Below are 14,583 nucleotides of genomic sequence, written 5' to 3' on the forward strand. Positions count from 1 at the left end.
CACGCCGTTCCACGGCGAAGTCACCGCACGCTCAACCAGCCCCTCTGGAGAACCTGTACGGACACTGAGAACGATAGAGATTGACGGCGCTGCCCGCTCCCCCACAACAAGGGACTCGACAGAACCGGAGCTAATCGATACGACGATATTCGAGGAGTATGCCGCCGTCGAAAAGCGTCGTCTCCTCGGCGATGAACCCCTTGCCGCGCATAGCGCTCGTCACCGCCGGCACTTCGGGGCTCGCAGGCTCCCCGACGTACCAAACGACCGCGTAGCCGTCAGTACGAGCCACTGCGTCACCCACGGAGCGGCTCTTCGCCCAAAACCCGGTGGACGGAGCAGGCGGAGTCTTCGTGAGATCGCTCACGTGCTCGAGCTCGTCGGGGTAGTCCACCGCAAGCTGAAGCGGCGGTCGGGCCATGGCGCCGTAGATGATCCCTGCTCGACCACTAGTTGCCGAACGTTCCTGCTCGATCTCTGTCGCTGCAGTGCGCCAGTCCACGGTGGCCGGGTCGCCCCAACGCACCAACTGCCACGCGTGCGCCCCGAACACCAGCAACGCCAGCCCTGCAACGACCGCCAGCACTGCCCGGAATCGGTACGTCAACGCCATCACACCTGCTGCAACCAGCAGCGAAAGCGCCGGCACACACATCGCCAAGTACCGGTCAGAGAACGTTGGAGACGCGATAATCGTTACGGCCAACAGTCCAACTGGCGTGACGAAGAGCCACGGCACGACGACGCTCAGCACGCCCGGCCGAATACGCACGAGCCAGATGGCACCGATGATCGCCAGCAGCCAGCTCCCACCTGCGAGCAGCAACGGCCAAGTCGTGCCGGTGTGCACCAACGGCAGCGCGAACGACTGGTCCCGGAACACGGTCAGAACAGCGCTCCGGGCGCTGGGCCGCTGCAGGAAGCCGATCTGGGAGCTCTGTGCAACTGCTCCAACTGCGAACGGGACAGTGGCGACGGCGACAACCAGCATCGAGGTAACCGCTCCGCCAAGAAGCTGTATCCGGCTTTCGCGTCGTCGCGCTGCGAGGACGAGGACGGTTAGGGCGTGCGCGATCACGACGAAGACGAACCACAGGTTGAACAGCACCCCGATGAACGCGACGAGCGAGTACCCCGCCCACGCCGCGACGAGGCGAGACCGCGAACCTGGAGCCGTGGTACGCGCTGCTGTGACCAGCAGCAGCGTTGCGGCAACGGCTGCGAGCATCTCAAAGGACTGGGATCGGCCGTTCGTTGCCGCGAGCAGCGCAGCAGGGGTTGCTAAGAATACGGCTGCAGCGAGAACCCCGAGACGGTAGCTCAGCAGTCGACGCCCCAGGGGTACCAGGAGTGCCGCGGTCGCTGCGATCGCGACCGCAGACGGTGCACGCAACGACACCGGCGAGTACCCGACCACACCGAACCAGACATGCAGCACCGCGTAGTACAGAGCATGTACGAGGTCGATTTCACCCGTCAGCGTGGCAAGGCCTGACCATGACCGGGTCGCAGCGATCACCGTTGCGGACTCATCGAGCCACAATGTCCGCTCGGTAACCCCGACCAGACCGATCACGAGACCGACGATGAACACCAGGCCGGCGGTTCCCCATACGTGGGTACTGCGGTCGGCAGCGGAGGGATCAATCGCGCGAGTCACCCGCACCATCGTAGAGAGCAGCACGCACCGCGCCGGGATCGCCGAGCCCCAAGTGTGCGAGGGCAGCTCTCCGGTTAGCACGGCTGCCCTCGTAGGATTGGGTCGGTCTTCATCGAAGCGAGGACCCAAAGGTCTCGTTCACGTTAGGTACTCATGCACGGCAAGCGCCGTTTGAAGCTGATTCCAGGGGTCTGCCTCGCCGTCGTCGGCCTAGGCGTCCTTGCCGGGTGCACCTCAGTTGCCCCACCCCGACAGAGTGCCCTGGTCGGCACCTGGACATCGGAAAGCGGCAGCACGCTCGAACTCACCAGCGACGGCGAAGCGCATTTCACTGACTTCCCGCGGGCCGCAGTGCGCCTCGAGGCGACAGGTGACCCCGTCGACGGCGGCGGCTCGTGGCGACTCAGGAACGACAGCCACCTGATCAACTTCACCGGCACCGACATGTCCTGGGCAGCTGCAAACGGCACGGAGTGGACCGCGACCGTCACAGACGACTCGCCTCGTCTGATCGTCTTCATGCTGCGCGATCCCGACCTTGAGAGCAGCAAGGAACTCACGCTGCACCTCGATCGGTAAGCAGAGATCCGCCGCACATAAAGAGCTCGCCGCTAGAGACCTGGCCACAGCGGAAACGCGAGGACCGCTCGACCGTTACGCTGCCGGGAGAGCGATGCTGTGCGAGCGTCGCCGCCGATCGGAGTTCCGCATGCCCTGGCGTTCAACGTCCGCCGTCCTCGTCTCCGTGGCCGTTCTCCTCAGCGTGATAGTCGCGCCCGAAACCGCCACGGCTGCTATCGGAATCACTGCTGGCCACACCGTGGCCCCGAGCGGCGGCACCATCGCCCTTGGTGCTGGCATCGATGGCGCGAACCAGAATGCGCAATTGGCTGAAAAGCTGCCTGCCACGATCACCCCAAGCTGGCGGAATGCTCCGCCAAAATGCCCGCAGGCCGGGAACGTCACCGCGACCTCCATCAGCGTGAACGCAACGTCAACAATTGTTGCCGAACAGCAATACGGGTGCTCGAGCCTCTCCGCGTATGCAACCGCGACTGGAAAACTGCAGTGGCGAAACCAAGCCGACTGGGTCGGTTCGGCAACGGTCACCGGTGGCAAGGTGTACGTCACGCAGGTCGACAGCAACGGATCGTCGCGGGTCACGAAGACGCTCTCGGCCCAGACCGGGAAGGTTCTGTGGTCACATGCCATCGGCGGTAACCCGCGACGTTCAGTCAGCGTTGGATCCGGGGTGGTCTCCACTTTGGACAGGGTTGCATCCGCAGCAACGGGGAAGTTCCTCTTCAAGCTCAGCCTCGGCGAGGAGTCGTCACCTGGAGTCTCGATAGTGACCGGCGGCCGAGTGCACTACGCCGACTCCGGTGAAGTCAGAACGACGGACCCAAAGGGTCGGCTGCTGTGGAGCACCAAGTACCCCGCCGGCGTCGAGGGCCTGTATGCGTCAGGCGACAGGCCGGACATCTCAGCTCACGGACGGATGCTCTACGTTTCCGGCAGCAAGACAGTCGTGCTCGGGGCGAAGACTGGACGAATCGTCCGCACCCTACCGGTCTCGGATCAAGCGATCGCTTTCGACGGCAATGTCGGGTTCTTCACCTCAAAAAGCGAACTGACCGGATTCCCGCGAATCGCGTCGACCGTCCGCGCTATCAACCTCACGACCGGGAAGGTGCTCTGGACTCATGCCCTGCCGATCGACGGCTCGACTGCATTCCGTGCCGTCGCAGCTCCCGTCGTCTCGAATGGGTTGGTTTGGTTCACGCAGCGCGCCAACACGGGCAGTCCGACCACCGTGGTCGCGCTTGACGAAGTGACCGGCGCTCAGCGGACCGAGACTGTGGATGCGTGCACGGATGGCAGCAGCTCAGACGGCAATCTCGTCATCGCACAACGCCGAATGTTCGTGTCTACCGGTTGCGGCGTGCAAACGTTCCTGGCAGCAAAGCGCGCCCCCGTCACACCGACGCCTGGAGAGGTACTGACGGATCCAGGATTTGAGCGCGGCACGGACGAATGGACCGCCATCGGAGACGGCACGATCAATCGTGTGGCATCACCGGCACACGGAGGGTCTGGCGCCCTGTCCGTCATCCCCGCATCAAGCGCCGCCGGGACGATCGGGGTTCAGCGTGTCGTTGAGCGCAACGGAGTCCGATTCGGAGGGTACTGGGCTTCCTGCTGGGTGCGGCCCACCGCCGCGGGCATGAGCGCCGCGATGCGCGACGTTGAATGGGCACCCGGATCCGAGCGGCAAGCGCTCCCAAGGGGCTGGGACATCCCAGAACTCACCGTGGGCGTATGGACGAAGATCGAATGGATTGGGCACATCAGCACGGACGGGAACTCCTCAACACTGCAGGTGTTCACACAGCAGGACCCATCGACCGGCGGGACGTTGCTCATCGACGACTGCTCCGTCACAGAATCTCGACCCGCCGGCTGGTGACTAGCCCACGGCAGTGGGGAGCGCGGTCTTCACCGGCCGCGCTCCCCGCGCTCATGCTGAGTACCCATCGCCCGGGTCACGCTCTTGCGGGCCTTCGCGGCACCACGCGTGGTCGTGATGGCAGGCCGCGGATGCTTGGCGTTGGAGACGTCGGCACCGTACTGCGCCTGCACGGCGACGGGGTCGACGTCGGCGGCGGCCATCTGCTCCGCGTGGCGGTCGCGACGGTCGGCGCTATCCCACGCCGACAAGCCCGCCGCGGGTGCTCCGCAGCGGCGCCCCGCTCACTTCCAGCCGCCTTCTCCGCAGCGGTACGCGCAACCGAGATCCGGTCCCGGAGCCCCACCGCGTTGTCGATGCGGTCACGGGTGTCGCTCGTGACCTCTTCCGTCGGACGGTTGCTCGTGACGATCACGTTCGCTGCGAACTTTTCGATCCGGTCGGCCTCGTAGTCGTTGAGAGTGACGGTGATATTGACCAAGACGACCGTCATGACCTGACCTTCCGCCTCTCAGGGCGACTACCCGCGCCTCGGGTCCGTCCCTATCGAAGGGCGAGCCGAGGCCACCGACCGGTCGCGCAACTCCGCACTACGCACTGCCCCGAGCACGACGAGGGCCTCATCATCGTCGCTGCCAAACAACGCGTCCATGTCGATATTTCAGACACGTTGAGTGGCAGTCGGACAAGTTAGTTGGCGGACGACAACACTCCCCTACTGCGGCATGTCCACGAACCGCGAGAACATCCCGTGGAACGCCACCGTGATCGTGTCCGTCGGCCCGTTGCGGTGCTTCGCCACGATCAGGTCGGCTTCACCCTGCCGCGGGTTGTCCTTCTCGTACGCCGACTCACGGTGCAACAGGATGACCATGTCGGCGTCCTGCTCGATCGACCCGGATTCACGCAGGTCGGAGATCATCGGCTTCTTGTCGGCACGCTGCTCGGGTCCACGGTTCAGCTGCGACAGTGCGATGACGGGGACCTGGAGCTCCTTCGCCATGAGCTTGAGCGCACGGGAGAACTCGGACACCTCCTGCTGGCGGCTCTCGACCTTCTTGCCCGAGGTCATGAGCTGCAGGTAGTCGATGACGACGAGCTTCAGGTTGTGCTGCTGCTTCAGGCGCCGGCACTTGGCACGGATCTCGACGAGGGTCATGTTGGGGGAGTCGTCGATGAAGAACGGAGCGTCGTTGATGCGCCCGCGGGTCTGCGCGATGGTGGTCCAGTCGCGGGTGTCGACGGTGCCCTTGCGCATGTTCTGCAGCGGGACGCTCGACTCGGCGGAGAGCAGACGCATGGCGATCTCGGCGCGGCCCATCTCGAGCGAGAAGAACGCGGCGGTCTGGTTGTGCTTCAGCGCGGCGGCGCGGCACAGGTCGAGCGCCAGGGTCGACTTTCCGAGTGCGGGTCGGGCGGCCACGATGATGAGTTGTCCGGGGTGGAAACCGTTCGTCAGGGCGTCCATCTGGGCAAACCCCGTCGGGACGCCGGTCATCTGCCCGTCGCGACCCTTCGCGGCCTCGATCTCGTCGATGGCGGTGCCGATGGCCTCGGTCAGGGGGACGTAGTCCTCGGTCTGCACACCACCGGCGACGTTGTAGACCTCGGCCTGCGCGCTGTTGACGAGGTCGGTGACCTCACCCTCGCTCGCGTAGCCCATCTGCACGATGCGGGTACCGGCCTCGACCAGACGACGGAGGACGGCCTTCTCGGCCACGATCGCCGCGTAGTACCCGGCGTTCGCCGCGGTCGGGACCATGCTGGTCAGGCTGTGCAGGTACTCGGCGCCACCACCGCGGGACAGCAGGCCCGTCTTCGTCAGCTCGTCGGTGACGGCGATGACGTCGGTCGGCTCACCGTGGGAGTACAGCGACAGGATCGCGTCGAAGATGACCTCGTGCTTGGGGATGTAGAAGTCGACACCGCGGGCGGTCTCGATGACGTCGGCCACGGCGTCCTTCGACAGCATCATGCCGCCGATCGTCGACTGCTCCGCGAGCATGTCGTGCGGGGGAGTCCGGTCGGCGTTCCGCTCGGCGTACTCCCGGGGGGCCGGCTCCAGATGCGCGATCGACACAGGTGCTCCTCAGTGTTCATGGCGGGGCGGTGTTCATGGCGGGGCGGTGCTCACGGCGGTGTGGTGTCCATGGCGGTGCTGGCGGACGACCCGCCGAACCGTCCCCCACCGAGCAGTTCTACCCCGGGCGACCGACATCCCCGAGTCGCTGGCTCACGCTACGGGTACAGAGTTATCCCCAGCAACAGCACCTGTGGACAACTCTGTGGATCGATTGCGGAACACGCCGGAGACCTGTGTGGATGGTTGTGCACTCCGCTGTGGAGAACTCCGCCGGAGAACACACTTTCGACTCCTGATCGGGACTTTTTCGTTCCACACCGTGTGTGGAGAACTCGACTTCAACTGCGAGTCGAAGGTTCACCTACGAGCCTTCCACTGTGCAGAACCGACTTGACAAACGGCCTCGTGATCCGGTCCCACTCGGGTGGCTCCCAGGCGCAGGGCGGGGGCCGGCGGTAACCGGCCATCGGTGTTCCTTGCACCGGAACCCCTCAGCCGACCAGGGCCTCCGGAGCGGTTCCGACCCCTTCCGACACGCCGGGAGGGCAACCGTGCAGGGCGCGGTCGTGCACCCGGTGCGGGAACGACGGAGGGCGGGCCTCCCGTGGTGGGAGACCCGCCCTCCGGCGGTGCTGTGTGCTGCTACTTCGCGGCGACGACCTTCAGCGAGATGGTCGCGACGATGTCCTCGCGCAGACGCACGGTGGCCTCGTGGTCACCGACGGTCTTGATGGTCGCGGGGACCTCGACCTTGCGCTTGTCGAGCGAGCCGACGCCCTGCGCCTGGACGGCGTCAGCGACGTCAGCCGGGCGGACGGAGCCGAACAGACGACCGTCCTTGCCGGCCTTGACCGACAGCTGGATGGTGGCGTTCTCGAGCTTCATCTTGAGGTCCTGTGCCTCTTCGATGGTGGCGAGCTCGCGCGCGGTGCGAGCTGCACGGATCGACTCGATCTGCTTCTCGCCGCCCTTCGACCACGACACGGCGAAGCCCTGCGGGATCAGGTAGTTGCGGGCGTAGCCGTTCTTGACGTCGACGACGTCACCGGCGGAACCGAGGCCGGAGACCTCGTGGGTGAGGATGAGCTTCGACATGTGTCGACCTCCGATCAGCGGCCGGAGCCGGCGTAGGGGAGGAGCGCCATCTCACGGGCGTTCTTCACGGCACGGGCGATGAGGCGCTGCTCCTGGACGGAGACGCCGGTGATGCGACGGGCGCGGATCTTTCCACGCTCCGAGATGAACTTGCGCAGGGTCGCGACGTCCTTGTAGTCGATGACGCCGACCTTGATCGCCTTCGCGGGAGCGGCGTTCTTGCCGCCCTTGCCGCGAGGCTTCCGGCGGTCGCCGGTGCTCTTTCCAGCCATTGTTCTTCCTTACAGAGAGAGAAGTTGTGTGTCCGTCAGACCGTGTGGTCGCGGATCAGAACGGGGTCTCGTCGTCGTAGGTGCCGCCGGGGGTGCTCCACACGTCGTTCGACTGTGCGTTGCCGCCGCCCTGCTGACCACCCTGCGGGGACCACGGTGCGTCGGACTGACCGCCGCCACCGGAGTTGCCGCCGAAGCCACCGCCGGAGTTGCCCCCGCCGCCGACCTGGCCGCGCCCGCCGCCACCGCCGCTGCCACCCGGTGCACGGGTGATCTGGGCGGTCGCGTACCGGAGCGAGGGGCCGATCTCGTCGACCTCGAGCTCGATGCTCGTCCGCTGCTGACCCTCACGGTCCTGGTAGGAACGCTGACGGAGACGACCCTGCGCGATGACGCGCGAGCCCTTCGTCAGCGACCCCGCCACGTGCTCGGCGAACTCGCGCCACACACTCGCACGGAGGAACAGCGCGTCGCCGTCCTTCCACTCGTTCGCCTGACGGTCGAACGTGCGAGGGGTCGACGCGATGGTGAAGTTCGCCACGGCGAGCCCGTTCTGCGTGTAGCGCAGCTCCGGGTCCGCGGTGAGGTTGCCCACCACCGTGATGACGGTTTCGCCGGCCACGGGCTACTCGGCGCTCGCGGTCGTGGCGGCCGAAGCCGACGCGTTGGCGGCCTTGCGGGCGGCACGGGCCTCGTCGCGCTCCTTCTGAGCGGCGACCTGGGCCATGCCCTCTTCGGCGCGGAGGACCTTGGTGCGCAGGACGGCCTCGGAGAGACCGAGCTGGCGGTCCAGCTCCTTGGCGGAGTCGGCGGACGACGTGAAGTTCACGACGGCGTAGATGCCCTCGTTCTTCTTCGCGATCTCGTACGCGAGCCGGCGACGGCCCCAGACGTCCACGTTGTCGACGGTGCCACCGTCGTTGCGGATGACCGCGAGGAACTTGTCCAGGCTGGGAGCGACGGTGCGCTCATCGATCTCGGGGTCGAGGATCGCCATCAGTTCGTACTGGTGCATGCGGAACCCACCTCCTCTGGTCTCAGCGGCCCCGGGCAGTTCCCGGGGCAGGAGGGTTGATGCATGTGTCTCGGCACGCTGCATGCGCGCGAGACAACCTGCCCATCGTAGCGGACGGCCTGGAGGCGCGCCACCGGCTGTGCAGAGCGACCGGCGCCGGTCAGGCGGACGCGTCGCGGGACGCCCACCAGGCGCGGAGGCGCGCCTCGGCGTCCTCGGGGCCGAGCGGCCCCTCGTCCATCCGCGCCTCGAGCAGGAAGCGGTACGCCTCGCCGACGGCCCGCCCCGGCGGGATGTCGAGGATGCGCATGATGTCGTCGCCCGTCAGGTCCGGACGCATGGAGTCGAGTTCCTCCTGCTCCGCGAGGACGGCGATCCGGGCCTCCAGGTCGTCGTAGGCGAAGCCGAGCCGGTCCGCCTTCCGACGGTTCCGGGTGGTGACGTCGGAGCGGGTGAGCTCGTGCAACCGCTCGAGCTGGTCGCCGGCGTCGCGGACGTAGCGGCGGACGGCGGCGTCGGTCCAGGCGCCCTCGGTGTACCCGAAGAACCGGAGGTGCAGCTCGATCAGGCGCGCGACCGAGGCGATCGTGTCGTTGTCGAACCGCAGCGCCCGCAGTCGCTTCTTCGCGAGCTTGGACCCGACCAGGTCGTGGTGGTGGAAGCTCACCGCGCCGCCGGGCTCGAGCTTGCGGGTCGCGGGCTTGCCGATGTCGTGCAGGAGCGCGGCGAGCCGGAGCACGGTGTCGGGGGCGTCGCCGGGGTGACGCTCCGCCTCGTACCCGATCGCCTGGGTCAGGACCGTGAGCGAGTGCTCGTACACGTCCTTGTGGTGGTGGTGCTCGTCGATCTCGAGCTTCATCGCCGGCAGCTCGGGCAGGATCCGCTCGGCGATCCCGGTGTCGACGAGGAGCCGGAGCCCCTCGACCGGGTCGGACGTGTTGAGCATCTTCACGAGCTCGTCCCGCACGCGCTCGGCGGAGACGATGTCGATCGAGTCGGCGAGGTCGGACATCGCGCCCCGGACGTCGTCGGACGCCGTGAACCCGAGCTGCGCCGTGAACCGTGCCGCCCGCATCATCCGGAGCGGGTCGTCGCGGAAGGAGATCGGGGCAGCCTGTGGGGTCGCCAGACGTCCGGCGAGCAGGTCCTCGACACCGCCGTGCACGTCGACGAGTTCCCGCTGGGGGAGTCGGAGCGCCATCGCGTTGACGGTGAAGTCGCGGCGGAGCAGGTCGTCCTCGATGGTGTCGCCGAAGGTGACCTCGGGCTTGCGGGTCTCGCCGTCGTAGACGTCGCTGCGGTAGGTCGTGATCTCGACCTGCTCGCCCCGGACCAGTGCGGCGATGGTGCCGAACTGGCGCCCGACGTCCCACGTCGTCTTCGCGAGGGGTCCGACGATCGCCAGGATCTCGTCCGGACGTGCGTCGGTGGTGAAGTCGAGGTCGGTCACCGGGCGGCCGAGGAAGGCGTCGCGGACGGGCCCGCCGACGAGGGCGAGCTCGTGACCGGCGGCGGCGAACGCCCGTGCGAGGACGTCGACGGTGTCGGTGGCGGCGAGTGCGTCGAGACGTTCGACGGCCTGGGCTACGGACTGCATGACGCCGTCGATCATCCCAGATGATGACGGCGAGCACCTGCGCGCCCGCCTGTCGTCATGGTCGTGCCTCATACACTCGTCGTGGCCCGCTCACGACCAGGGCCCTCTCACATGCAGATACTCCGTACCGTGCTCGCCGCCGCCGCGTCCGCCCTGGTCGCCACCGGTCTGGTCATCGCGCCCGCCGCGATGGACGTCGCCGACGCCGCCACCACCACGAAGCCCGCCGATCCGAGCGCCGCACAGTCCGGCACCACCTCCGTCGCGCTGACCCCGTCGGGGCGAGGGGTCCTCGAGCTCGGTGACGACCTCTCGCTGTCCCTCACCGTGACGAACGACACGGACGCCGCGCTGCCCGCGGGGAGCGCCGACCTCGACATCATCCGACCCGTGGTCGGGACCCGGGACATCCTGACCGACTGGTTGGGCGACACCACGCCTGACGGTTACCCCGGTGAGCCCATGGGCGAGGTGGACGTCCCGGTCGTCCCGGCACACCGCTCCGTCACGGTCAGTGACATCAGCGTCCCGTTCGCCGACGTCCGACTCGGCACGCTCAACCCGTTCGGTGCACGACGCATCGCGGCCTCGTACGCAGCCGGCTCGACGTTCGCGGTCGGGCGGTCCGCCTTCACCTGGAACCCCGCGCTCGACCGCGCGCCCGTCGACGTCGCCGTCGCGATGCCCGTGACGGTGCCCGCGACCGAGGACGGCGTGCTCACCGCCGGTGCGCTCGCCTCGGCCACCGCGGTCGACGGCACGCTGACCCAGCAACTCGACGCAGCGGAGGACCACAGCGTCGCCCTCGCCGTCGACCCGCGGATCATCGCGTCGATCCGGCTCCTCGGGGACGACGCCCCGAGCACCGCGACGGCCTGGCTGGAGCGCCTGGAGGGCCTGCGGAACGAGAAGTTCCCGCTCACCTACGCGGACGCCGACGTCACCGGACTCCACCAGGCCGGGTCGCCGGGCATCGCCGCGCCGATCTCCTTCGACCAGGCGATCGCCGCCGCCGTCGAGGACGACCGCTTCCCGGGCGCGACCCCGAGCCCGACGGCCATGCCCGCGGACGGGGCCACCCCCGGGACCTCGAGCACCGACGCACCGGACCAGGACGGTGTCGGCGCCACCGACGCGGCGACCGGTCCCGCGAGCCCCGGCGACCCGACGGACGACGGCAGCACCACGGAGCCGGACGCCCCGACGACCATCCCCACGTCGGAGTCGCTCGTCGACTTCCCGTGGACGCTCGACACCGTCGCCTGGCCCGCCGACGGCACCGTCGCCACCGACGACCTGCCGGCCCTCAGCGAGGCCGGGTACCGCTCCACCATCGTCTCGAGCGGCAACACCTCCGCCGGTGCCGGTGCCACCGTCGCCGCGTCGGAGTCCATCGGTCCGACGCAGGGGCTCGTGGCCGACCAGGCGATGTCGGCGCTCCTCCGGGACGCCGCCGGTGCCACGAACGGTCGCGCCTACACGGACGCGATGTCGGAACTCACCGCCACCCTGGCGACCGTGGCCGTCCAGGGCACCGCGACCGGGCCGCTCCTCCTCACGCTCGACCGGTCCTGGCCGACCGACTCCAGCCGCCTCGACCAGGCCCTGGACACCCTCGAGAGCACCGTCTGGGTCTCGCCGACGGACTTCTCCACCGTGGTCGACGCCACCCCCGGCTCGCTCACGCTGCAGAGCGCCAGCGTCGACGACGACCGGCTCGAGACGCTCCGCCGCCTGGTCGGGTCGGAGCAGGACCTCACCGACTTCGCCAGCGCCGTGCAGGACCCCGCGTCCGTCACCGCCCCCGCCCGGCTCGCGACCCTCGCGGCGGCCTCGAACGCGTGGCGTGCCGACCCCGAAGGCCTCTCGACGGCGATCGACACGCTCGTCGCCGACAACGACGAGACCGTGAACAGCGTCAACATCGTCAACTCGAGCGACATCACCCTGCTCGGTGACCGGTCCTCGTTGCCGATCTCGGTGCGGAACCGGTCCGACCACGCCGTCACCGTCTTCCTGACCGTCTCGCCGTCGAACTCGTTCCTGCGCATCGAGCAGAACGCGGTCGAGGTCACCATCCAGCCCCGCTCCTCGACCCGCACCACCTTCCCCGTGCAGTCGGTCGCGAACGGCAAGGTCGCCCTGTCGATGTCGCTGACGAGCGCGACCGGGGCCCGGATCTCGACGCCCGCGACGGTCGAGATCAACGTGCAGGCGCAGTGGGAGACGGTCATCACGGCCGTCGCCGCCATCGCGGTCATCGCAGTCTTCGGCTTCGGCATCATCCGCAACGTGCGGCGCCGACTCCGTCGTCGCAACGGGGAGCCCGAGCCCGAGGACGAGGACCCGAACCGTCCGCTCGAGGTCCAGCCGCCGGCGCCGGGGGAGCCCGCCGTCGACACCCCGCCTGGAGGCCCGAGCCCCGTCCCCGGGGCCGCCCCCGTTCCCGGGGCCGCCACCGCGATCGCCGCGGCCAGCTCCGGCACCGACACGGTGGCGGCCGACGGCGACCGGCTCGAGGACGCGATCATGCGAGCCGGGGTGCAGTCGAGCCTCCCGGCAGACCACCACGACGACGACAGCACCCGTGACGACCGTCGCCAGCCCACCGACCGCCGTGCGTCCGAGGAGCCGACCATCAGCACCACCCCGCCCACCACGACCGGGAACGTCGACACCGCAGCGGAGGGCGGACGCGACCTCGGACGGGCGAGTGCCCTGCTCGCGGTCGGGACGATGGTGTCGCGGCTGCTCGGCTTCGCGAAGACGTTCGTGCTCGCGTACGCCATCGGGCAGGCGAACTCCCGTGCGGCGGACGCGTTCGCGGTGTCGAACCAGCTCCCGAACAACATCTACGCGCTCATCGCCGGCGGCCTGCTCTCCGCGGTGCTCATCCCGCAGATCGTCCGCTCGATGAGCCAGAACGGCGACGGCGGGCGCGCCTACGTGAACAAGATCGTGACGCTCGGCGGCTCGGTCTTCGTCGTGATCACCGTCATCGCGACCCTGCTCGCCCCGGTCCTGGTCCGCGTGTACGCCGCGCAGGCGGACGACGGCAAGGGCTTCTCCCCGGCGGCGACGGACCTGGCGGTCGCCTTCGCGTTCTGGTGCCTGCCGCAGATCCTCTTCTACGCGATGTACTCGCTGCTCGGCGAGGTCCTCAACGCCAAGCAGGTGTTCGGTCCGTTCACCTGGGCGCCGCTCATCAACAACGTCATCGCGATCGCCGGCCTCGTCGTGTTCATCGCGCTGTTCGGCAACCGCACGATGAACGCGGGGACGGAAGACTGGACGCCGCTGAAGATCGCGGTGCTCGCGGGCAGCGCCTCCCTCGGTGTCCTCGCGCAGGCGGCCTTCCTGCCGTTCTTCTGGAAGCGCGCCGGCCTGACCTTCCGACCCGACTTCCGCTGGCGGGGCGTCGGCCTCAAGGCCACCGGGACGGCGGCCGGATGGCTGTTCGCGATGATCCTCGTCACGCAGCTGGCCGGGATCGTGCAGTCCCGCGTGGCATCGCTCGGCTCCGGCAACGCCGGCAACGCCGTGCTGCAGAACGCCTGGCTGCTGTTCATGCTGCCGCACTCGATCATCGCCGTGTCGATCGCCACCGCGTACTTCACGCGGATGAGCCACGACGCCGAACGCGGCGACCTGGCCGCCGTCCGCCGCAACCTGTCGCTGTCCCTGCGGATCGTCGGCCTGTTCACGGTGTTCTCGGCCGTCGCGCTCATGGTGGTGGCGGTGCCGTTCGGCCGGATGTTCTCGAACACCTTCGAGGGCGCGGTGTCCATCGGCGGTGTGCTGCTGGCCTACATGCCCGGCCTGGTGCTGTTCAGCATGCTCTTCATCATCCAGCGGGTGTTCTGGGCCATGCACGACCACCGGACCCCGTTCCTCATGCAGCTCGTGCAGTCGGGCCTGTTCGTCATCGGGGCCCTGGCCGTGACCGCGCTGCCCGGGCAGGTCATCGGTCTCGCCGTCGCCGCGTGCACGACCGTCGCCGGGTCGGCCCAGACGATCGTGGCGCTCGTGCTCGTCCGTCGGCGGCTCGACGGCATCGAGGGCCCGGTGGTCACCCGGTCGCACCTGCAGTTCGTCGTCGCCGCACTCGTGGCCGGCGCCGTCGGCCTCGTCGTCGTCCACTTCTTCGGGGCCTTCCGCCAGGACGGCTTCGCCATGGCGGACTTCACGAGCGCGGCCATCACCGTCGTCCTCGGCGGGGTCGTCATGGTGGCCGTGTACTTCGGCGTCCTGGCGGCCATCCGCAACGCCGAGGTGCGCAGCGCCGTCGACCTCGTCCGGGCACGACTCGGCCGCTGAGCAGGGCCCAGACGGGGGACGTCCGCGGGCCTGACGCTCACGGCTGCCCGGGAATGGCCCGCGGCTAGCATGGGTTG

11 protein-coding genes are annotated in these 14,583 nt (G+C 68.4%); 3 read left to right on the top strand and 8 right to left on the bottom strand.

The window, feature by feature from the left end:
- Positions 1 to 130 precede the first annotated feature (130 nt).
- Complete coding sequence (locus DEJ16_RS06015; protein WP_181419477.1) at positions 131 to 1,660, bottom strand: glycosyltransferase family 39 protein; 1,530 nt, start codon at positions 1,658 to 1,660, stop codon at positions 131 to 133.
- Between the two features lie 153 nt (positions 1,661 to 1,813).
- Between DEJ16_RS06015 and DEJ16_RS15490 the strand changes: the two genes are divergently transcribed.
- Complete coding sequence (locus tag DEJ16_RS15490; RefSeq protein WP_146232827.1) at positions 1,814 to 2,239, top strand: hypothetical protein; 426 nt, start codon at positions 1,814 to 1,816, stop codon at positions 2,237 to 2,239.
- 130 nt (positions 2,240 to 2,369) lie between these two features.
- Positions 2,370 to 4,127, top strand: coding sequence for a PQQ-binding-like beta-propeller repeat protein (locus DEJ16_RS06025; RefSeq protein ID WP_181419478.1), 1,758 nt, complete (start codon positions 2,370 to 2,372; stop codon positions 4,125 to 4,127).
- Between the two features lie 29 nt (positions 4,128 to 4,156).
- On the opposite strand, the gene DEJ16_RS15495 is transcribed toward DEJ16_RS06025, so the two are convergent.
- The 7 genes from DEJ16_RS15495 to DEJ16_RS06055 all read right to left on the bottom strand — a co-directional run bounded on the left by DEJ16_RS15495 (position 4,157) and on the right by DEJ16_RS06055 (position 10,189).
- Positions 4,157 to 4,378 carry a hypothetical protein gene (locus DEJ16_RS15495; protein WP_146232828.1) on the bottom strand — a complete coding sequence of 74 codons (222 nt, stop codon included), beginning with the start codon at positions 4,376 to 4,378 and terminating at the stop codon, positions 4,157 to 4,159.
- A gap of 464 nt (positions 4,379 to 4,842) precedes the next feature.
- Entirely contained in the window at positions 4,843 to 6,207 is a 1,365-nt protein-coding gene (gene dnaB, locus DEJ16_RS06030) for a replicative DNA helicase (RefSeq protein WP_110825788.1), read from the bottom strand.
- A gap of 645 nt (positions 6,208 to 6,852) precedes the next feature.
- On the bottom strand, positions 6,853 to 7,305 hold the full coding sequence (gene rplI, locus DEJ16_RS06035; protein WP_110825787.1) for a 50S ribosomal protein L9: 453 nt from the start codon (positions 7,303 to 7,305) through the stop codon (positions 6,853 to 6,855).
- A 14-nt stretch (positions 7,306 to 7,319) separates the two neighbouring features.
- On the bottom strand, positions 7,320 to 7,577 hold the full coding sequence (rpsR, locus tag DEJ16_RS06040; protein WP_056121021.1) for a 30S ribosomal protein S18: 258 nt from the start codon (positions 7,575 to 7,577) through the stop codon (positions 7,320 to 7,322).
- A 55-nt stretch (positions 7,578 to 7,632) separates the two neighbouring features.
- On the bottom strand, positions 7,633 to 8,199 hold the full coding sequence (locus DEJ16_RS06045; protein WP_110825786.1) for a single-stranded DNA-binding protein: 567 nt from the start codon (positions 8,197 to 8,199) through the stop codon (positions 7,633 to 7,635).
- Positions 8,200 to 8,202: 3 nt separating this feature from the next.
- Positions 8,203 to 8,592: a 30S ribosomal protein S6 gene (gene rpsF, locus DEJ16_RS06050; RefSeq protein ID WP_110825785.1), complete on the bottom strand. Its 390-nt coding sequence runs from the start codon at positions 8,590 to 8,592 to the stop codon at positions 8,203 to 8,205.
- Between the two features lie 160 nt (positions 8,593 to 8,752).
- Positions 8,753 to 10,189: a CCA tRNA nucleotidyltransferase gene (locus DEJ16_RS06055; RefSeq protein WP_110825820.1), complete on the bottom strand. Its 1,437-nt coding sequence runs from the start codon at positions 10,187 to 10,189 to the stop codon at positions 8,753 to 8,755.
- Positions 10,190 to 10,300: 111 nt separating this feature from the next.
- On the opposite strand from DEJ16_RS06055, the gene DEJ16_RS15865 reads away from it, so the two are divergent.
- Complete coding sequence (locus tag DEJ16_RS15865) at positions 10,301 to 14,506, top strand: DUF6049 family protein (protein WP_220032664.1); 4,206 nt, start codon at positions 10,301 to 10,303, stop codon at positions 14,504 to 14,506.
- The last annotated feature ends 77 nt before the right edge of the window (positions 14,507 to 14,583 follow it).

Source organism: Curtobacterium sp. MCJR17_055 (assembly GCF_003224335.1).
Classification (GTDB): Bacteria; Actinomycetota; Actinomycetes; order Actinomycetales; family Microbacteriaceae; genus Curtobacterium.